The sequence below is a fragment of the Pseudomonas sp. FG6 genome (assembly GCF_057809015.1).
Genome location: NZ_JBMDJD010000027.1, coordinates 33,118 through 52,363, shown reverse-complemented (window position 1 = coordinate 52,363; position 19,246 = coordinate 33,118). Strand labels below are relative to the sequence as shown.

Sequence of the window (19,246 nt, the reverse complement as noted above, 5' to 3'; positions counted from 1 at the left end):
TTGGCCAGGGCCGGTTTTTCACCGTTGGTCCGCTGTCCAGCCACTTTTGGCGGCGTTCGCGACTATAGCAGCAATGATTAAGTGCTTCAATTCCATAAAAAATTGTTATGATCGCCGCCATGACAACTACTGCCCCTTCGACCCCTGGCGTTCAACTGCTCGAGGTCTCGCCGGAATATGCCGGCCAACGAATCGATAATTTCCTGCTGGCCCGGCTCAAAGGCGTGCCCAAGACCTTGATTTACCGCATTTTGCGTAAAGGCGAAGTGCGGGTGAACAAAGGTCGGATAAAGCCCGAATACAAGCTCCAGGCCGGTGATGTCGTGCGCGTACCGCCGGTTCGCGTGCCTGAGCGTGATGAGCCGGTGCCTGTCGCCCAAGGCCTGCTGCAGCGCCTCGAAGCGTCGATTGTCTATGAAGACAAAGCCCTGATCGTGATCAACAAGCCCGCGGGCATTGCGGTTCACGGTGGCAGCGGTCTGAATTTTGGCGTGATCGAAGCCTTTCGTCAGTTGCGTCCGGATGCCAAGGAGCTGGAACTGGTCCATCGCCTCGATCGCGACACCTCGGGCCTGCTGATGATTGCCAAGAAGCGCAGCATGTTGCGTCATCTGCACGAGCAATTGCGTGGCGATGGCGTCGACAAGCGCTACATGGCGTTGGTGCGCGGTCGTTGGGAAACCTCCGTCAAGCAGGTCCGTGCGCCGCTGCTCAAGAGCAACCTGCGTTCCGGCGAACGCATGGTCGAGGTCAACGAGGAGGGCAAGGAGGCGCTGACAATCTTCAAGGTGCTGCGCCGCTTCGGCGACTTCGCCACCCTGGTGGAGGCCAAGCCGGTGACGGGGCGTACCCACCAGATCCGTGTCCACACCCTGCACGCCGGGCATTGCATTGCCGGTGACAGCAAGTACGGCGATGACGATTTCACCAAGGAAATCCGCGAGCTGGGCGGCAAGCGCCTGTTTCTCCACGCCTACATGCTCACCGTGCCGCTGCCCGATGGTGGCGAGCTGAAATTGCAGGCCCCTGTGGATGACATGTGGTCCAAGACCGTGGAGCGGTTGAGTGCATCCTGACTACAAGCTGCTGATCTTCGATTGGGATGGGACCCTGGCGAATTCCGTGGGTCGGATCGTGGAGGCGATGCATGTCGCTTCGGACCGCATGGGGTTCGCCCGGTGCGACGATCTTGCAGTGAAGGGCATCATCGGTCTTGGGCTGCCGGAAGCCATCCGCAGCCTCTATCCGGAAATCGACGATGGGGCACTGGTGGAGTTTCGTCAGCACTACGCTGATCGCTACATTGCACTGGACGCCGAGCCCTCTCCGTTGTTCGAGGGAGTGGCCGGTACCCTGCAAGCCCTGCGTGCCGAGGGGTATCGCCTGGCAGTTGCCACCGGCAAGGCTCGGCGCGGGCTGGATCGCGTGCTCAAGTCCCATGGTTGGGCCGACTACTTCGATATCACCCGCGCCGCGGACGAAACCGCCAGCAAGCCGCATCCGTTGATGCTGGAGCAGATTCTTGCGTACTGCGACATGCGGCCGGAGCAGGCCTTGATGGTCGGCGATTCCTCGTTCGACCTGCAGATGGCGCGCAATGCGGGCATGGGGTCGGTGGCTGTCAGCTACGGCGCGCAGTCGATCGAGATGCTGCGAGCATTCGAGCCGCAGCTGGCTATTGATCATTTTCCTGAGTTGCACGCCTGGCTGAGCGGGCGTACCGATTAAGTTTTACTGGAGATGCAGGCATGACCGATGAATGGAAGGCGCCGGCCAAGGCGAGCGCGCAAAGCGGTGATGACAAGAGCTGGAAGCTGTTGGAAAAGACCTTGCTGGCCGGTGTGCAGGAGCAGCGTCGCTCTCGCCGTTGGGGCATCTTCTTCAAGTCGCTGACGTTTGTTTATCTTTTTATTGCCCTGGTGCTGTTCACGCCGCTGATGAGCGTAGAAAAGCGTGCCGTGAGCGGGGCGGCCTACACCGCATTGATCACTATCGACGGCATGATTGCCGACAAGGAACCGGCCAGCGCCGACAACATCGTGACCAGCTTGCGGGCCGCTTTCGAAGACCCGAAGGTCAAGGGCGTGGTGCTGCGCATCAACAGCCCTGGCGGTAGTCCGGTGCAGTCGGGGTACGTTTACGACGAAATCGTCCGGTTGCGTGGGTTGAACCCGGAGATCAAGGTCTACGCGGTCATTTCCGACCTCGGGGCCTCCGGCGCCTACTACATTGCCAGCGCGGCGGACCAGATCTATGCCGACAAGGCCAGTTTGGTGGGTTCCATTGGTGTAACGGCGACCGGTTATGGTTTTGTCGGGACAATGGATAAGCTGGGTGTGGAGCGTCGGGTGTACACCTCGGGTGAGCATAAGTCGTTCCTGGATCCGTTCCAGCCACAGAAACCTGAAGAGACCGCATTTTGGCAGGGCGTGCTCGACACGACTCACCAGCAGTTCATTGCCAGCGTCAAGAAGGGGCGTGGAGAGCGGTTGAAGGATAAGGATCATCCGGAATTGTTCTCCGGGCTGGTCTGGTCGGGCGAGCAGGCATTGTCGCTGGGCCTGATCGACGGGCTGGGCAGTGCCAGTTCGGTGGCGCGCGATGTGATTGGTCAGAAGGACCTGGTGGATTTCACGGTGGAAGAGTCGCCGTTTGATCGCTTCTCGAAAAAGCTGGGCGCCAGTGTTGCCGAGCATTTGGCGATGTGGATGGGGTTCCAGGGGCCGGCGTTGCGCTAGCTCATTGGTTTCGCGATTTTTTGTGGCGAGGGGATTCGCAGGTGAGGGGCAAGCCTGTGGGAGCAAAGCTTGCTCGCGATAAACGATAATGCGGCTAACCTGCGCTATCGCGGTGCCTGCATCGCGGGCAAGCCTTGCTCCCACACATTAATTCCCTCGCCATAAGCTGGGCAGCCGTGCTCGGGTACGGCCTTCAGGGGATTTGCACGCCTTCGGCCTGCAACATATCCACAAGGCGAATCAGCGGCAGGCCAATCAGGCTGGTGGCGTCCGGGCCCTCGGTGCTCTGGAACAGGCTCACACCCAATCCTTCGGCCTTGAAGCTGCCGGCGCAATCATAGGGCTGTTCTGCCCGAAGGTAGCGCTCGACGCGCTCGGGATCCAGTGTGCGCATATTGACCGTGAACGGAACGCAGTCGACCTGGCAGGCGCCGGTCTGGCTGTTGAGCAGCGCCAGGCCTGTCAGGAACGTGACTTTGGCGCCGCTGGCCGCCAGCAGTTGTTCGCGGGCGTTCTCGAAGGTGTGAGGCTTGCCCAGGATGCGTTCGCCGAGCACGGCGACCTGGTCCGAGCCGATGATCAGGTGTGCCGGATGGCTGTCGGCCAGCGCCTGGGCTTTCTCCTGGGCAAGGCGTTTTACCAGCGCCAGGGCGGGCTCGTCAGGGTGCCGGCTTTCGTCGATGTCGGGCGAGCTGCAGACGAACGGTAATCCCAGGCGGGAGAGCAATTCCCGTCGATAGGCTGAGCTTGAAGCGAGTAATAAAGGCAGCATAGACATCTCCAACAGGCAGGAGGGGATTCTATCGAGGCGTGCAAGTGACGGACAGGGCTGAATTTCCTTTGACATGGCCGGGGGCATCCCTATAATGCTGCGCCTATGTTGAATGACCCGATTCCACCTCACGTTGACCCGCGCAAATTGGCTGACCGTGGCGCCACCATCCAAGGTGAACTGCTGCTGGCCGATTTGAAGAGACTTTGCGACCCGCTTTCCGACGACGTCGGTACGGTCCAGGCCAAATTCGTTTTTGAACGAGATGAACGTAAATCTGTGGTGATCCACAGCTTTATCGACACTGAAGTCAAAATGGTTTGCCAGCGCTGTCTTGAGCTGGTCACCCTGCCGATCCACAGCGAATGCAGTTACGCCGTGGTGAAGGAGGGTGCGAATACCCAGTCGTTGCCGAAAGGTTATGACGTGCTGGAACTGGGCGAGGATCCATTGGATCTGCAGTCACTGATCGAGGAAGAGCTTCTGCTCGCCTTGCCCATTGTGCCTGCTCATCATCCGGAAGAATGCCAGCAGCCGGCGGGAGCAGATGAACCCGAACCGAGCGAGGACGAGGTAACGCGGTCCAACCCGTTCAGTGTATTGGCGCAGTTAAAGCGTGACCCAAACGTTTAGGAGTTAATCAATTATGGCTGTTCAGCAGAACAAAAAATCCCGCTCTGCCCGTGACATGCGCCGTTCGCACGACGCTCTCGAGGCTAGCACCCTGTCCGTAGAAAAGACCACCGGTGAAGTTCACCTGCGTCACCACGTATCGCCAGAAGGCGTATACCGTGGTCGTAAAGTGATCGACAAGGGCGCTGACGAGTAATCCTTGTCCGCTCAAGTCATCGCGATTGACGCAATGGGCGGGGACTTCGGTCCCCGCAGCATTGTTCAGGCCAGCCTTGCTTGTCTGAATGCTACGCCCTCGCTGCACCTGACCCTTGTCGGTCAACCCTCCCTCCTGGAAGAAATGCTCAGCGGCCAATCGGCTGTGGATCGCGCGCGCCTGTCCATTACCCCTGCGTCCGAAGTCATTGCCATGGACGAAAAGCCGGCCCAGGCCCTGCGTGGCAAGCCGGATGCCTCGATGCGTGTGGCTCTTGAGCTGCTGCGCGACGGCAAGGTCCAGGCGTGTGTCAGTGCGGGCAATACCGGTGCGCTGATGGCCTTGTCGCGCCATGTGCTCAAGACCCTGCCGGGTATCGATCGGCCGGCCATGGTGGCGGCGATCCCCACCCAGCGTGGCTTTTGCCAGTTGCTCGATCTCGGGGCCAATGTCGATTGCAGTGCCGAGCACTTGCTGCAATTTGCCGTGATGGGCTCGGTGGCGGCGGAAACCCTGGGTATTTCGCGCCCTCGTGTGGCGTTGCTGAACATCGGCACCGAAGACATCAAGGGTAACCAGCAGGTCAAGCTGGCGGCTACCTTGTTGCAGGGCGCGCGAGGGATCAACTACATCGGCTTCGTCGAGGGCGATGGCCTTTATCGGGGAGAGGCGGATGTGGTGGTGTGCGACGGTTTTGTCGGCAATATCCTGCTCAAGTCCAGCGAAGGCCTGGCAACCATGATCAGTGGGCGAATCGAGGCGCTGTTCAAGCGCAGCCTGGCTTCGCGTGCGGTCGGTGCCCTGGCGCTGCCATTGATGCGCAGGTTGCAGGCGGACCTGGCGCCGGCGCGGCACAACGGCGCGAGTTTCCTGGGCTTGCAAGGCATTGTCATCAAGAGTCATGGTTCGGCCGGCGTACAGGGCTTCCAGAGTGCGATCAACCGTGCGGTGATCGAAATCCAGGAAAACCTGCCCCAGCGCCTTCATGGTCGCCTCGAAGATTTGTTAACTTAGGCGTTTTCGCCTGACAATGCTTAAATGTGACCGGTCGGTTCAAGCCGCCATCCAACTGTCAGTTTTCTAGCGCCCCTCAGGGGCGTCAATTTTTGACGACAAGATCATTAGGGGCTTTGTTTTCATGTCTGCTTCCCTCGCATTCGTCTTTCCAGGACAGGGCTCGCAGTCCCTCGGCATGCTGGCCGAGCTGGGCGCGCAATACCCGCTGGTCCTCGAAACATTCAAAGAAGCTTCCGCTGCACTCGGCTATGACCTGTGGGCGCTGACCCAGCAGGGGCCGGAAGAGCAACTCAATCAAACCGACAAGACCCAGCCGGCCATCCTGACCGCCTCGATCGCGCTGTGGCGCCTGTGGCTGGCTGAAGGTGGTGCGCGCCCGGCGTTCGTTGCCGGGCATAGTCTGGGTGAATACAGCGCCCTCGTGGCCGCTGGCAGCCTGAGCCTGGGCGATGCGGTGAAGCTGGTGGAGCGTCGTGGCCAGTTGATGCAGGAGGCCGTTCCGGCCGGGCAGGGCGCCATGGCCGCGATCCTCGGCCTGGAAGATGCCGATGTACTGGCTGCGTGTGCCGAAGCGGCGCAAGGCGAAGTGGTCAGCGCCGTGAACTTCAACTCCCCGGGCCAAGTGGTAATTGCCGGTGCAAAGGCTGCGGTCGAGCGTGCGATCGAAGGTTGCAAGGCGCGGGGCGCCAAGCGCGCGATGCCGCTGCCGGTCAGCGTGCCGTCGCACTGCGAACTGATGCGTCCGGCGGCCGAGCGCTTTGCCGAGTCCATCGCCGCCATCGACTGGCAGGCGCCGCAGATCCCTGTGGTGCAGAACGTCAGCGCCGACGTGGCGCCGGATCTGCAGACCCTCAAGCGCGATCTGCTGGAACAACTCTACAAGCCGGTTCGCTGGGTCGAATCGGTACAGACCCTGGCGGCCAAGGGCGCGACCGAGCTGGTCGAATGCGGTCCTGGCAAGGTGCTGGCCGGTCTGAACAAACGCTGCGCCGAAGGCGTGTCGACTTCCAACCTCAATACCCCAGATGCTTTCGCTGCCGCCCGTGCAGCGCAGGCCTGAAACAGGAGAAGCTTGCATGAGTCTGCAAGGTAAAGTTGCACTGGTGACCGGTGCAAGCCGCGGCATCGGCCAGGCCATTGCCCTGGAATTGGGTCGTCAAGGCGCCATTGTCGTCGGTACCGCCACCTCCGCTTCGGGCGCTGAGCGTATCGCCGCGACCCTGAAGGAAAACGGCATCCAAGGCACTGGCCTGGAGCTGAACGTCACCAGCGACGAATCTGTTGCAGCGGTGTTGGCAAGCATCCAGGAGCAGTTCGGTGCGCCGGCGATCCTGGTCAATAATGCCGGTATCACCCGCGATAACCTGATGATGCGCATGAAAGATGACGAATGGTTCGACGTGGTCGATACCAACCTGAACAGTCTGTTCCGGCTGTCCAAGGGCGTTTTGCGTGGCATGACCAAGGCTCGTTGGGGTCGAATTATCAGTATCGGCTCGGTTGTGGGTGCCATGGGCAACGCAGGCCAAGTAAACTATGCTGCGGCAAAGGCCGGTCTGGAAGGTTTCAGCCGTGCACTGGCACGTGAAGTGGGTTCGCGCTCGATTACGGTAAACTCGGTAGCCCCGGGTTTCATCGACACCGACATGACTCGCGAACTGCCGGAAGCACAGCGCGAAGCCTTGCAAACGCAAATTCCGCTGGGTCGTCTGGGGCAAGCTCAAGAAATTGCCTCCGTGGTTGCTTTCCTTGCATCGGACGGTGCGGCATACGTGACCGGGGCTACAATCCCGGTGAACGGCGGGATGTACATGAGTTAAATGTGACGGATTGCTTCAAAAAAAATGTCATACGAGCTGTCTAAAATCCGTTATAAAGCTGCAATCAATTTATAGGCGGCGGGCCGCTGGGTTTGAGGAGTGAAGCTTTCGGTTGAAAAACCGAAAAGTTCTTCTATACACTTACCCACCGGCCAGCTGCCTGAATTTGTCCATTAGGAGTGAAAACAAGGTATGAGCACCATCGAAGAGCGCGTCAAGAAAATCGTTGCCGAGCAACTGGGCGTCAAAGAGGAAGAAGTGAAGAACGAGTCTTCCTTCGTTGAAGACCTGGGTGCCGACTCCCTTGACACCGTTGAGCTGGTGATGGCTCTGGAAGAGGAATTCGAAACCGAGATTCCTGACGAAGAAGCTGAAAAAATCACTACTGTTCAGCTCGCTATCGACTACGTAAATAGCCAGCAAGGCTAATCATTTTTAGTCGTCGCTAGCTGTCATGGAAAAACCGCACTGCCATCATGGCGTGCGGTTTTTTCTTTAGGCCTGATGCAAAGTCGTCATTTGAAAAAAGGAGAGTGCTGTGTCGCGTAGACGCGTCGTAGTCACCGGTATGGGTATGTTGTCGCCACTGGGCACCGATGTGCCAAGCAGTTGGCAGGGCATTCTGGCCGGCCGTAGTGGCATTGGTCTGATCGAGCACACCGACCTTTCCGCCTATTCCACCCGTTTTGGCGGCTCGGTAAAGGGTTTCAATGTCGAGGAATACTTGTCGGTCAAGGAAGCCCGCAAGCTTGACCTGTTCATCCAATACGGCTTGGCAGCCGGATTCCAGGCCGTGCGCAATGCCGGGCTGGAGGTCACCGATGCCAACCGTGAGCGCATCGGCGTGGCCATGGGTTCGGGTATTGGCGGACTGACCAATATCGAAGAAACCAGCCGCACGTTGCACGAGTCGGGGCCGCGACGGATTTCTCCGTTCTTTGTGCCGGGCTCGATCATCAATATGATTTCCGGTTTCCTGTCCATTCACCTGGGTGCGCAGGGACCTAACTACGCCATCGCCACGGCTTGCACCACCGGTACCCACTGTATCGGCATGGCGGCCCGCAACATCATGTACGACGAAGCCGACGTGATGATTGCCGGTGGCGCCGAAATGGCCGCTTGCGGCCTGGGCATGGGCGGCTTCGGCGCGTCTCGTGCGCTGTCCACCCGCAACGACGAGCCGACACGCGCCAGCCGACCATGGGACAAGGGCCGGGATGGCTTCGTATTGTCCGACGGTGCCGGTGCGCTGGTACTCGAGGAGCTGGAGCACGCCAAGGCCCGGGGTGCGACCATCTACGCCGAGCTGATCGGCTTTGGCACCAGTGGCGACGCTTATCACATGACGTCGCCACCGGCCGACGGTGCCGGTGCTGCCCGTTGCATCGCCAACGCCTTGCGTGACGCGAAAATCAACGGCGAGCAGGTGCAATACATCAACGCCCATGGCACGTCGACCCCGGCCGGTGACCTGGCCGAAGCCCAGGCGATCAAGACGGTGTTCGGCGAGCACGCCTACAAGCTGGCGATCAGCTCGACCAAGTCGATGACCGGGCACCTGTTGGGTGCTGCGGGTGCGGTGGAGGCGATCTTCAGTGTGCTGTCGATCAACAGCCAGGTTGCACCACCCACCATCAACCTCGACGAGCCGGACGAAGGCTGCGACCTGGATTTCGTGCCGCACACACCTCGTGGCATGGACATCGACGTGGTGTTGTCCAACTCCTTCGGCTTCGGCGGGACCAACGGCTCGCTGGTGTTCCGTCGGTTCGCCGGTTGATGGAGAGCTGGGTCGACGGTCAGCCGGCTGATGTTCTGTCGCTGAAGGACCGCGGCCTGGCTTATGGCGATGGGTTGTTTGAAACCATCGCCGTGCGCAATGGCATTCCGGTTCTGCTGGAGCGCCACTTGCAGCGCCTGGAACTGGGTTGCCAGCGGTTGGCGCTCAAGCTCGATCGGATCGAACTGAGCGCTGAGCTGGAGGCCTATGCCCGATGCCTGGGCGATGGCGTGCTGAAACTGATCGTGACCCGCGGCGACAGCCTGCGCGGCTATGCCGCCGATCCCAACGCCCCGGTCCGGCGCATCCTGCAAGGGAGCCCGTCGGCCGTTTATCCTGATGCCCATGCCGAGCACGGTGTGCGCCTGTTTCCCTGTACGACGCGTTTGTCCGAGCAGCCCTTGCTCGCTGGCCTCAAACACCTCAATCGTCTGGAACAAGTCCTGGCCCGTGCCGAGTGGCGCGATGGGGAGCACGCCGAGGGCTTGATGCTGGATACCTCCGGGCGGGTGATCGAAGGTGTGTTCAGCAACCTGTTCCTGGTGCGCAATGGCGTCCTGTTCACGGCGGACCTGAGCCGTTGTGGCGTGGCGGGGGTGATGCGTGCGGAATTATTGTTTCAAGCCGAGTCTCAAGGTATCGCCACGCAAATCACGGACATTGGCCTCGAACAGCTGCACCAGGCTGACGAAGTCTTTGTCTGCAACAGCGTTTATGGCGTGTGGCCAGTGCACGCATGTGGTTCGGCGCGCTGGTCGGTTGGGCCGCTCACCCGTAAACTGCAGACCCTTGCCCGCGTGCTATTGGATGTTTGATACGTGAGACGTAAATTCTTGCTGCTGCTGGAAACCGGACTGGTTCTGGCAGGGCTGTTGATGGGCGCTTCGGCCTGGAAGATTCATTCGGCGCTGCAACAGCCGCTGAACATTACCCAGGAAGAAATGCTGGATGTACCCAATGGAACCACTCCGACCGGAACCTTGAGGCGTCTCGAAACCGATGGCCTGATCAGGGATGCTTTCTGGCTGCGGATCTATTGGCGCTTCAACCTCGCCGATCAACCCTTGCAGTCCGGTGAGTATCGGATGATGCCCGGCATGACGATGGAGGGCCTGATCGGTCTCTGGAAGCGTGGAGAAGTGGTGCAGTACAGCGTTACGCTGGTGGAAGGTTGGAATTTCCGCCAGGTACGTGCCGCGCTGGCCAAGGATGAAAAACTCCAGCAGACCCTCTCCGGCCTGAGCGACAGCCAGGCAATGGATCGGCTCGGGCATTCCGGGGTCTTTCCCGAGGGCCGGTTCTTTCCGGACACCTATCGCTTCGTGCGCGGTACTTCGGATGTCGAAGTGCTGAAAAAAGCCTATGAACGACTCGAAGGCGTGCTGGCCAAGGAGTGGGAGCAGCGGGCCGCCGATGTACCCTACACCCAGCCCTATCAGGCGCTGATCATGGCATCGCTGGTGGAGAAGGAAACCGGCGTGCCGCAGGAGCGCGGGCAGATCGCTGGCGTGTTCGTGCGGCGCCTGCGCCTGGGCATGCTGCTGCAGACCGATCCCACGGTGATCTACGGCCTGGGTGAGCGCTACACCGGCAAACTCACCCGTGCGCACCTGAAGGAAGAAAACCCGTACAACACCTATATGGTCCCGGGTTTGCCGCCGACCCCCATCGCCATGGTGGGCCGCGAGTCCATTCATGCCGCGTTGAACCCGGCGCCGGGCGACAGCCTCTACTTCGTTGCCCGTGGTGATGGCAGCCACGTGTTCTCCGACGACCTGGATTCGCACAACAGCGCGGTGCGTGAGTACCAGCTCAAGCGCCGCGCCGATTATCGCTCCAGCCCGGCTCCGATTCCTGCGGCGTCGCCCGATACGGCCCCCGAATCGGTGCCACAGGAAGCGCCGCCACAGGAGCCGGATGCCGGCGAGCCGCCGAGCCCGCAATGACTTTGATTAAGGATCGCCTGTGACTGGCTTGTTTATAACGCTGGAAGGCCCTGAAGGCGCCGGCAAGAGCACCAACCGCGAATACCTGGCCGAACGCCTGCGCGCCACTGGCCTGGAAGTGGTGCTGACCCGCGAGCCGGGCGGTACGCCATTGGCCGAGCGGATTCGCGAGGTGTTGCTGGCGCCCATCGAAGAAACCATGAACCCTGACACCGAGCTGCTGCTGGTGTTCGCCGCCCGGGCACAGCACCTGGCCGAGGTGATCCGTCCGGCGCTGGCCCGTGGTGCCGTGGTGCTCTGCGATCGGTTCACCGATTCGACCTATGCCTATCAAGGTGGCGGACGGGGCTTGTCCCTGGAGCGCATCGCCGCGCTGGAGAGCTTCGTCCAGGGCGACCTGCGGCCCGACCTGACCCTGGTGTTCGATCTGCCGGTGGACGTCGGCCTGGCCCGCGCCAGTGCGCGGGGCCGGCTGGATCGTTTCGAGCTGGAAGGCCAGGACTTCTTCAATGCGGTGCGCAACGCCTTCCTGGCGCGAGCCAAGGCCGATCCGGCGCGTTACCTGCTGATTGACGCCGCTCAGCCGTTGGCCCAGGTCCAGCAGTCCCTGGACAGCCTGGTGCCGCGGTTGCTGGAGCGTGCCCGTGGCTGAAGCCTATCCCTGGCAGGACGGTCTCTGGCAGCAAATGGCCGGTCGTCCACGGCACGCCCATGCCTATCTTCTGCATGGCCCGGCGGGTATCGGCAAGCGAGCGCTGGCCGAGCGGTTGATGGCCAGCTTGCTGTGCCACAACCCAGGGAGCTTGAACGCCTGCGGTGAGTGCAAGTCCTGCCTGCTGCTCAAGGCGGGCAGTCATCCCGACAATTATGTGTTGGAGCCCGAGGAGGCGGACAAGGCGATCAAGGTCGACCAGGTCCGCGACCTGGTCAGTTTCGTGGTCCAGACCGCGCAGATGGGCGGGCGCAAAGTGGTATTGATCGAGCCGGTCGAGGCGATGAACATCAACGCCGCCAACGCCTTGCTCAAGAGCCTCGAAGAGCCTTCCGGCGACACGGTGCTGTTGCTGGTCAGCCACCAGCCGAGCCGATTGTTGCCGACCATCAAGAGCCGTTGCGTGCAACAGGCCTGCCCGTTGCCGAGCGAGGCGATGAGCCTGGAGTGGCTGGCCCAGGCCTTGCCCGACAGCACCGACGAAGAGCGCGCCGAATTGTTGACCCTCGCCGCCGGCTCGCCCCTGGCGGCCGTCAGTCTGCAGGTCCAGGGTGTGCGCGAACAGCGGGCCTTGGTGGTGGATGGGGTCAAGAAACTGCTCAAGCAGCAGCTATCCCCCACGCAGTTGGCCGAAGCCTGGAACGCCATCCCTTTGCTGTTGCTGTTCGACTGGTTCTGCGATTGGTCGAACCTGATCCTGCGTTACCAGCTCACCGAGGATGAGGGGGGGCTTGGCCTGGCCGACATGCGCAAGGTGATCCAGTACCTGGCGCAAAAGAGCAGCCGCGACAAAATCTTGAACATTCAGGACTGGATTCTTGCCCAACGCCAGAAGGTGCTGAGCAAGGCGAACCTCAACCGCGTGTTGCTGCTTGAGGCGCTGTTGGTGCAATGGGCGAGTTTGCCTGGTCGAAACTGACAGACACTGCCTAAACTCAGCGCAATCGCAGTTCAATTGCAGCGGAGGTCTGTATGAACGAACCCGTCAGCCCCGGTCCACGCAACGGCATCCTGTCCCTGGCCATCAAGGATAAATCGGTGCTTTACGCGGCCTACATGCCTTTCATCAAGAACGGTGGCCTGTTCATTCCCACCAACAAGAATTATCGCCTGGGCGATGAAGTGTTCATGCTGTTGAGCCTGATGGATGAGCCGGAGAAAATCCCGGTCGCCGGCAAGGTGATCTGGTTGACCCCCAAAGGGGCCCAGGGCAACCGGGCTGCCGGGGTCGGAGTGCAATTCAACGACGGCGACAATAGCGCCCGCAATCAAATCGAAACCCACTTGGCCGGATCCCTGAAGTCCGACCGTCCCACCCATACGATGTAGCCTGGCCCTTTATGCTTGTAGATTCCCATTGCCACCTTGATCGTCTTGACCTGGCTGCCCATGGCGGCTCCCTCGATGCCGCATTGGACGCGGCACGCCAGCGGGGCGTCGGACACTTCCTGTGCATCGGCGTCAGCGCCGACAACGCTGCCGACGTCAAGGCGCTGGCCGAGCGCTATGAGGACGTCGACTGTTCGGTCGGTGTCCATCCGCTGGACGTCCAGCCTGATGCCACGCCGGCTCTGGACTGGTTGCTGCATGAGCTTGACCATCCACGGGTGGTCGCCATTGGTGAAACCGGCCTGGACTATCACTACGAACCGGAGGCCGCCGACGTGCAGCAGGCGTCGTTTCGGCTGCACCTGGAGGCGGCGCGGCAGACCGGCAAGCCGGTGATCGTTCACACCCGGGGCGCTCGCGCCGACACCCTGGCATTGCTGCGTGACGCGGCGCTGCCCCAGGCCGGCGTGCTGCACTGTTTTACCGAGGACTGGGACATGGCCAAGGCGGCGCTGGACATGGGGTATTACATTTCCTTGTCCGGGATCGTCACCTTCCGCAACGCCGATGCCTTGCGCGACGTAGCCAGCAAAGTGCCGGCCGATCGGCTGTTGGTGGAAACCGATTCGCCGTACCTGGCGCCTGTTCCCTATCGCGGCAAGTCGAACCTTCCGCAATATGTCAGGGAAGTGGCGGAGTTCCTGGCGATGTTGCGGGGCGAGTCCTACGAGCGGTTTGCCGAACAGACCACGAAAAATTTTAAGCAATTGTTTCCGCTGGCCCATGTCCGTATGGAAAAGGCCTGAATTTCGTGCAAAAAAAACCCGGGTTCTGGGGGGTGAATCCGGGTTAAGACCATTAGGAGTAAAACAAAGGCACGCGGTCCATTGGTACCTTTATCAGCGCGTCACTTGGGGGAGATGTCGCGCCGACATTTGAAGTATTGATCAGTATGCGAACGCGTCCAGTCTGGGTGGGGGTGGTTTTTAAACAAATTTGGAATACGCTCGCTTCGGATAGGTTCTCACTGCCGGCAACGTCGGCCCCAGGCTGCCCCGGCAGGAAAAAACAAAAAACCAGGTACGCTGGATATTGTGAAGAACGACCGCCATGGACGGATGATCCGTGCATTTTTGCGTAAGTTAGGCATAATACCCGGCTTCGAATTTTGACCCTTCAGACCTTTTTCTTATGCACAAAGAACCTCGTAAGGTCCGTGAGTTTCGTCGCCGCGAGCAGGAAATTCTCGACACCGCGCTCAAGCTGTTCCTCGACCAGGGTGAAGACAGTGTCACCGTCGAGATGATTGCGGATGCCGTGGGTATCGGCAAAGGCACGATCTACAAACATTTCAAATCCAAGGCAGAAATCTACCTGCGCCTGATGCTCGACTACGAGCGCGACTTGAACGAGCTGCTGCATTCGGCCGATGTGGACAAGGACAAGGAGGCCCTGTCGCGGGCCTACTTCGAGTTCCGCATGCGCGACCCGCAGCGTTACCGCTTGTTCGACCGCCTGGAAGAGAAGGTGGTCAAGGGCAACCAGGTGCCGGAGATGGTCGAGGAGCTGCACAAGATCCGCGCCTCGAACTTCGAGCGCCTGACCCTGCTGATCAAGGGCCGCATCAGCGAAGGCAAGCTTGAAGACGTGCCACCGTATTTCCACTACTGCGCAGCCTGGGCCCTGGTACACGGCGCGGTGGCGCTGTATCACTCGCCCTTCTGGAGCAATGTCCTGGAAGACCAGGAAGGTTTCTTCCAATTCCTGATGGACATCGGTGTGCGCATGGGCAACAAGCGCAAGCGCGATACCGACGTTCCGAGCAGTTGAGGCATTCACCTGCCTGATTGCGTCATGTCCGCTTACATGGCGTAGTGCCCGAGGAATATACTCAGGCTTGGGTCTTGCGAAAACTTGAATTCTAAGTCAAGTTTCGCGAGGCCGAATCTTCTTCGCCGGAGTGTTCCATGATCGTTGACCGTCAAGGCAGGCGTTTCCGAAATCTGCGGATCAGCCTGACTTCAGCTTGCAACTATGCCTGTACCTACTGCGTGCCCGACGGCAAGCGGCTGGTGGCTGCACAGGATGAGCTGTCGGCGGAGGCCATGGCACGGGGCGTGGCGTATCTGATCGAGGCCGCCGGCATCGAGCGCCTACGCATCACCGGCGGCGAGCCGTTGGTCAGTCCAAAGCTCGAACCTTTCATGACCGCCGTGGGGCAGATGGGCCTGGAAGACATCAGCCTGACCACCAACGGTCAGTTGCTGGCGAAGAAACTGCCGCTGTTGGTGGATGCCGGCCTGCGGCGCATCAACGTTTCCCTCGACACGCTGGACCCCGCTGCGTTTCGCAGCATTGCGCGCGGGGGTGACCTGGCGACCGTGCTGGCCGGCATGGAGCAGGCCCGGGCGGCGGGCATGAAAATCAAGGTCAACATGGTGCCGCTGCGCGGGCAGAACCTGGACCAGGTGATGCCGCTGCTCGAGTACTGCCTGGAGCGTGGCTATGAGCTGCGCTTCATCGAATTGATGCGCATGGGCCACCTGGCCCGCGATTCGAATGCATTCCTGCAGCAATTTGTCAGCCTCCAGCAATTGCTTGGCCTGATTGGTGAGCAGTATGAGTACTTGCAGGCCGACGCACCGGTGGATGCCACGGCCGTGCGCTACGAAATCCCGGGACAGGGGCATTTCGGCGTGATCGCCAACGAAAGCGTACCGTTCTGCCGCACGTGCTCGCGGTTGCGCTTGTCGTCCACGGGCTGGTTGCATGGTTGCCTGTCGTCGAGTAACCGTCACTTTGTCGGCGATCTGTTGGACAAGCCCCGCCACCAGGCATTGCCTGCGCTGCAGCGCTTGCTGGTCAAGGCATTGGGGGACAAGCAGGAAGTGGCGTTCTCCGGCGGCGCGACGATCATGAAAATCATTGGCGGCTGACCGGACCTAGGTCCCCTGTGGCGAGGGAGCTTGCTCCCGCTGGCCGCGAAGCTGCCCCCTGAAGTATTAAAAACTTACGACTGCTTCGCAGCCGAGCGGGAGCAAGCTCCCTCGCCACAGAGGTATTCCAAGGCTGAACCCCCCCTCCATTCTGCGAGCTGGCGCAAAAGCTGCATCCCGAGGCCATTCGCCGGTTTTCCGACACCGGCCTCTGGAGGGTAGGATGCGTAGCCTGGTTTTGCTGCTGGCCGTTTTGGCGCTCGGTGGCTGCATGAACGTCAGCGATATGGGTGAGGGTGTTCGCTATCACATGAGCGACGCCGGCCTGCTGGACCATAGCGACAGCCGTCGTGTGAATAATCTGCGTATCCAGCCGGATTCGTTCATCTACATCGCTCAAGGGGCCTTCGCTCCACCCGGCGGTGCTTATCCGCGTCCCAACGTCGTGGCCGAAGAAGCTTTCAACGGCTTTATCGAATATTTCCCCATGGTCCGCCGCGCCCGTGTGCCCGAAGGCCTCGACCAGGCCATGGGTGAAGCCCGCGCCGCCGGTGCCCACTACCTGCTGTACACCCGCTTCGCCAAGGCCGATAACCGCATTGGCAACACCGATGAATGGCAGGACGAAGAGGCCTTGGATCGCCTGGGTGTCGACACCAGCGTCATTCAGATCATGTTGATCGAGACCAGCACCCAGTATTTGATTGATACTGCGCGGATCAAGAGTCGTGGCGGCCTGTTGACGCTGCACGACAAACAGCCGCAAGACCTCATCGCCACACCGCTGCGTGAGTACGCCCGCAGCCTGCTGGGGATGAGCGACGAATAGATAAGGAGTCACCATGAGTGGAGCGCAAAAAGCCAATGACTTGCTGGGGCAGATCCCCAAGACCAAAGGCCTGCCACCGGTCCACTTGTGGAATCCCGACTTCTGCGGCGACATCGACATGCGCATCGCCCGTGACGGCACCTGGTACTACCTGGGCACGCCCATCGGGCGCAAGCCGATGGTCAAGCTGTTCTCCACCATCATCCGCCGCGACGGCGATGATTATTTCCTGATCACCCCTGTGGAAAAAGTCGGCATCAAGGTCGACGATGCGCCGTTCGTGGCCGTTACCCTGGACGTCGAAGGGCAGGGGGAAGAGCAGTTGTTGCGCTTCACCACCAACGTCGAGGAAATCACCGAAGCCGGTACCGAACATCCGCTGCGGGTGGAGATCGATCCCCAGACCCAGGAGCCTGCGCCCTATGTCCATGTGCGCAGCAATCTTGAAGCCCTCATCCACCGCAATGTGTTCTATCAACTGGTGGAGTTGGCGGTCAGCCGTGAGATCGACGGCCAGCGTTGGTTGGGAGTGTGGAGCGGCGGCGAATTCTTCCCTATCGGCCTTGAGCCCTGAATCCTAAGTCCTGAGCACCGAGGTGCTGCAATCGCGAGCAGGCTCGCTCCCACATGAGAGATGTGGTGAGCGCAAATCTTGTGAACGCCTCGAATCAATTGTGGGAGCGAGCCTGCTCGCGATTGCGGCGGAACATCCAGCATCGGTATCAGCTGAGGTTAGCGAAAATTCAAATTGACACCCAATCATATGATGATTAGCGTGAGCCTCTATCGAGACGGGCTCACGGGGTGTTCATGTCCAGCAGTTTTCATGCATCGACTGTCGATTGGCTGGGTGGCTGGATCGCCGCTGGCCAGGTCAAGCCTGGGCAGACCATCAAGGTCGAGGCGGACCTGGGCCAGCAATTGGGCGTCAGTCGCACGGTGATTCGCGAGGCGATCAAGACCCTGGTGGCCAAGGGCATGCTGGAGGTCGGGCCGAAAGTCGGTACGCGGGTGTTGCCGGTGCGGCGCTGGAACCTGTTCGATCCCCAAGTGGTCGGCTGGTTGTCTCGCAGCGGCCTCCCGGAAAACTTTGTCGACGACCTGTTGGACTTGCGTCGGACCATCGAGCCGATGGCGGTGCGCTGGGCCTGTGAGCGGGCCACGGCTGAGCAAGTGCAGGCGATCCGCCTGGCTTACCATGCGCTGGAACGGGCCGTGGACAGCGGCGCCGATTACAACCGCGCCGACCAGTTTTTCCACGAGTGCATCCTTGCCGCCAGCCATAATCAATTCATCGAGCAAATGGTCCCGGCGCTGGGGGCGCTGCTGGCGGTGTCGTTCGAGGTGTCGGCCACCGACCCGGATGAACTGCGCCGCACCTTGCCCATCCACAAGGACATTGCCGACGCCATCGCCGCCCGTGACGCGGCGCGGGGCGTGTGGGCCTGCATGACCTTGATCGACAATGCCGACCTGGTCATAAAACGCTTTTACCCCGATGTCATGGCCAGCCGGACAGACGCCGCCAGCCAGACCGGGAACGGGAGAATGCAATGAAGTGGACTGCTGTGACGGAACACCGGGCCAAATTGGGCGAAGGACCGTTCTGGGACGCGCCGACCCAGGCGCTGTATTGGGTCGACATCGCCGGCAAACAGGCGCTGCGACTGATCGGCGCCAATGTGCAGATCTGGCAGATGCCCGAACATGTGTCCGCCTTTATCCCGACCCAGCAGGGCGATGCGCTGGTCACCTTGAGCAGCGGGGTCTACCGCCTGGACCTCGACTCGCCGGGGCTGGAGCCCCGGCTGACGTTGCTGTGCATGGCCGATCCCCAGCCGGGCAATCGGCCCAACGAAGCCCGTTGCGATGCGTTGGGCCAGCTTTGGCTCGGCACCATGCAGAACAACATCGGCGAGACGGGCGAAGACTTGCCCATCGAGCGACGGTCTGGAGGCCTGTTCCGCGTCGGCGGGGATGGCCGCGTCATGCCGCTGTTACGCGGGTTGGGCATCCCCAATACGTTGCTGTGGAGCCCCGACGGCACCACGGTGTATTTCGGCGACAGCCTCGATGGCACGCTGTACCGCCACTTTATCTACCCGGAAGGCAACCTGGCGCCTGCCGAGGTCTGGTTCGGTCCTCATCCGCGAGGCGGGCCGGACGGGTCGGCGATGGATGCCCGGGGCTATATCTGGAATGCCCGCTGGGACGGCAGTTGTCTGCTGCGATTGAACCCCGGCGGCCAGGTCGATCGGGTGATTGAACTGCCGGTGAGTCGCCCCACCAGTTGCGTGTTCGGTGGCGAGGACCTCAAGACGTTGTACATCACCAGTGCGGCGAGCCCGTTGGGCCATCCGCTGGACGGTGCGGTGCTGTCGATGCGAGTCGATATCCCGGGTGTGGCCTGCACACGGTTTGCGGGTTAAATCCCTAAATATGGGATGTAAATATATATATTGAGATTATTTGGCGGTCGGGTTTATAGTCGACTCCATTAGCAACATGCACTCACACTAAAAAAACAAGACAGGT

At 60.7% G+C, this 19,246-nt stretch carries 23 protein-coding genes; 22 read left to right on the top strand and 1 reads right to left on the bottom strand.

What is annotated here, in order from left to right; genetic code table 11:
• The first annotated feature begins 119 nt into the window (after positions 1-119).
• Genes rluC through sppA form a run of 3 tightly spaced genes read left to right on the top strand, consistent with a single transcriptional unit; the run spans position 120 to position 2,738 of the window.
• Positions 120-1,076: a 23S rRNA pseudouridine(955/2504/2580) synthase RluC gene (rluC, locus tag ACODSJ_RS17925; protein ID WP_489103001.1), complete on the top strand. Its 957-nt coding sequence runs from the start codon at positions 120-122 to the stop codon at positions 1,074-1,076.
• Entirely contained in the window at positions 1,066-1,728 is a 663-nt protein-coding gene (locus tag ACODSJ_RS17920; protein ID WP_489103000.1) for an HAD-IA family hydrolase, read from the top strand. Before rluC ends, ACODSJ_RS17920 begins: the two co-directional genes overlap by 11 nt.
• A gap of 20 nt (positions 1,729-1,748) precedes the next feature.
• The gene (gene sppA, locus ACODSJ_RS17915) at positions 1,749-2,738 is read left to right on the top strand and encodes a signal peptide peptidase SppA (protein WP_489102999.1); all 990 of its coding nucleotides are present in this window, start codon (positions 1,749-1,751) and stop codon (positions 2,736-2,738) included.
• 193 nt (positions 2,739-2,931) lie between these two features.
• Here the strand turns inward: sppA and ACODSJ_RS17910 are convergent, their stop codons facing one another.
• Positions 2,932-3,510, bottom strand: a complete 579-nt coding sequence (locus ACODSJ_RS17910; protein ID WP_489102998.1) for a Maf family protein — start codon at positions 3,508-3,510, stop codon at positions 2,932-2,934.
• Between the two features lie 105 nt (positions 3,511-3,615).
• On the opposite strand from ACODSJ_RS17910, the gene ACODSJ_RS17905 reads away from it, so the two are divergent.
• The 19 genes from ACODSJ_RS17905 to ACODSJ_RS17815 all read left to right on the top strand — a co-directional run bounded on the left by ACODSJ_RS17905 (position 3,616) and on the right by ACODSJ_RS17815 (position 19,140).
• Complete coding sequence (locus ACODSJ_RS17905; RefSeq protein WP_489102997.1) at positions 3,616-4,143, top strand: YceD family protein; 528 nt, start codon at positions 3,616-3,618, stop codon at positions 4,141-4,143.
• Between the two features lie 13 nt (positions 4,144-4,156).
• Positions 4,157-4,339 (top strand): 50S ribosomal protein L32, encoded by a 183-nt coding sequence (gene rpmF, locus ACODSJ_RS17900; protein ID WP_003179396.1) that lies wholly within the window; start codon positions 4,157-4,159, stop codon positions 4,337-4,339.
• Positions 4,340-4,342: 3 nt separating this feature from the next.
• Positions 4,343-5,353 (top strand): phosphate acyltransferase PlsX, encoded by a 1,011-nt coding sequence (gene plsX / locus ACODSJ_RS17895; protein ID WP_489102996.1) that lies wholly within the window; start codon positions 4,343-4,345, stop codon positions 5,351-5,353.
• A gap of 124 nt (positions 5,354-5,477) precedes the next feature.
• A complete protein-coding gene (fabD, locus tag ACODSJ_RS17890; RefSeq protein WP_489102995.1) occupies positions 5,478-6,416 on the top strand; it encodes an ACP S-malonyltransferase in 939 nt (312 codons plus the stop codon).
• Positions 6,417-6,432: 16 nt separating this feature from the next.
• On the top strand, positions 6,433-7,176 hold the full coding sequence (gene fabG, locus ACODSJ_RS17885) for a 3-oxoacyl-ACP reductase FabG (protein ID WP_489102994.1): 744 nt from the start codon (positions 6,433-6,435) through the stop codon (positions 7,174-7,176).
• A gap of 192 nt (positions 7,177-7,368) precedes the next feature.
• The gene (gene acpP / locus ACODSJ_RS17880; RefSeq protein WP_489102993.1) at positions 7,369-7,605 is read left to right on the top strand and encodes an acyl carrier protein; all 237 of its coding nucleotides are present in this window, start codon (positions 7,369-7,371) and stop codon (positions 7,603-7,605) included.
• Between the two features lie 109 nt (positions 7,606-7,714).
• Positions 7,715-8,959: a beta-ketoacyl-ACP synthase II gene (gene fabF, locus ACODSJ_RS17875; RefSeq protein WP_489102992.1), complete on the top strand. Its 1,245-nt coding sequence runs from the start codon at positions 7,715-7,717 to the stop codon at positions 8,957-8,959.
• Complete coding sequence (pabC, locus tag ACODSJ_RS17870; protein WP_489102991.1) at positions 8,959-9,774, top strand: aminodeoxychorismate lyase; 816 nt, start codon at positions 8,959-8,961, stop codon at positions 9,772-9,774. The genes fabF and pabC overlap by 1 nt, the downstream gene beginning before the upstream one ends.
• A 3-nt stretch (positions 9,775-9,777) precedes the next feature.
• Positions 9,778-10,905, top strand: a complete 1,128-nt coding sequence (gene mltG, locus ACODSJ_RS17865) for an endolytic transglycosylase MltG (RefSeq protein WP_489102990.1) — start codon at positions 9,778-9,780, stop codon at positions 10,903-10,905.
• Positions 10,906-10,924: 19 nt separating this feature from the next.
• Positions 10,925-11,557 carry a dTMP kinase gene (gene tmk / locus ACODSJ_RS17860; protein WP_489102989.1) on the top strand — a complete coding sequence of 211 codons (633 nt, stop codon included), beginning with the start codon at positions 10,925-10,927 and terminating at the stop codon, positions 11,555-11,557.
• Complete coding sequence (locus tag ACODSJ_RS17855) at positions 11,550-12,536, top strand: DNA polymerase III subunit delta' (RefSeq protein ID WP_489102988.1); 987 nt, start codon at positions 11,550-11,552, stop codon at positions 12,534-12,536. The genes tmk and ACODSJ_RS17855 overlap by 8 nt, the downstream gene beginning before the upstream one ends.
• Before the next feature lie 53 nt (positions 12,537-12,589).
• A complete protein-coding gene (locus ACODSJ_RS17850; RefSeq protein WP_489102987.1) occupies positions 12,590-12,946 on the top strand; it encodes a PilZ domain-containing protein in 357 nt (118 codons plus the stop codon).
• A gap of 11 nt (positions 12,947-12,957) precedes the next feature.
• Positions 12,958-13,752 (top strand): TatD family hydrolase, encoded by a 795-nt coding sequence (locus tag ACODSJ_RS17845; RefSeq protein ID WP_489102986.1) that lies wholly within the window; start codon positions 12,958-12,960, stop codon positions 13,750-13,752.
• A 385-nt stretch (positions 13,753-14,137) separates the two neighbouring features.
• Positions 14,138-14,776, top strand: a complete 639-nt coding sequence (locus ACODSJ_RS17840) for a TetR/AcrR family transcriptional regulator (protein WP_003204240.1) — start codon at positions 14,138-14,140, stop codon at positions 14,774-14,776.
• Positions 14,777-14,913: 137 nt separating this feature from the next.
• Positions 14,914-15,882 (top strand): GTP 3',8-cyclase MoaA, encoded by a 969-nt coding sequence (locus tag ACODSJ_RS17835; RefSeq protein ID WP_489102985.1) that lies wholly within the window; start codon positions 14,914-14,916, stop codon positions 15,880-15,882.
• Positions 15,883-16,105: 223 nt separating this feature from the next.
• On the top strand, positions 16,106-16,711 hold the full coding sequence (locus ACODSJ_RS17830; protein ID WP_260960848.1) for a DUF4823 domain-containing protein: 606 nt from the start codon (positions 16,106-16,108) through the stop codon (positions 16,709-16,711).
• Between the two features lie 13 nt (positions 16,712-16,724).
• Positions 16,725-17,285 (top strand): DUF1285 domain-containing protein, encoded by a 561-nt coding sequence (locus ACODSJ_RS17825; RefSeq protein WP_489102984.1) that lies wholly within the window; start codon positions 16,725-16,727, stop codon positions 17,283-17,285.
• A 236-nt stretch (positions 17,286-17,521) separates the two neighbouring features.
• The gene (locus ACODSJ_RS17820) at positions 17,522-18,268 is read left to right on the top strand and encodes a FadR/GntR family transcriptional regulator (RefSeq protein ID WP_489102983.1); all 747 of its coding nucleotides are present in this window, start codon (positions 17,522-17,524) and stop codon (positions 18,266-18,268) included.
• Positions 18,265-19,140 (top strand): SMP-30/gluconolactonase/LRE family protein, encoded by an 876-nt coding sequence (locus ACODSJ_RS17815; RefSeq protein ID WP_489102982.1) that lies wholly within the window; start codon positions 18,265-18,267, stop codon positions 19,138-19,140. The genes ACODSJ_RS17820 and ACODSJ_RS17815 overlap by 4 nt, the downstream gene beginning before the upstream one ends.
• Positions 19,141-19,246: the final 106 nt, after the last annotated feature.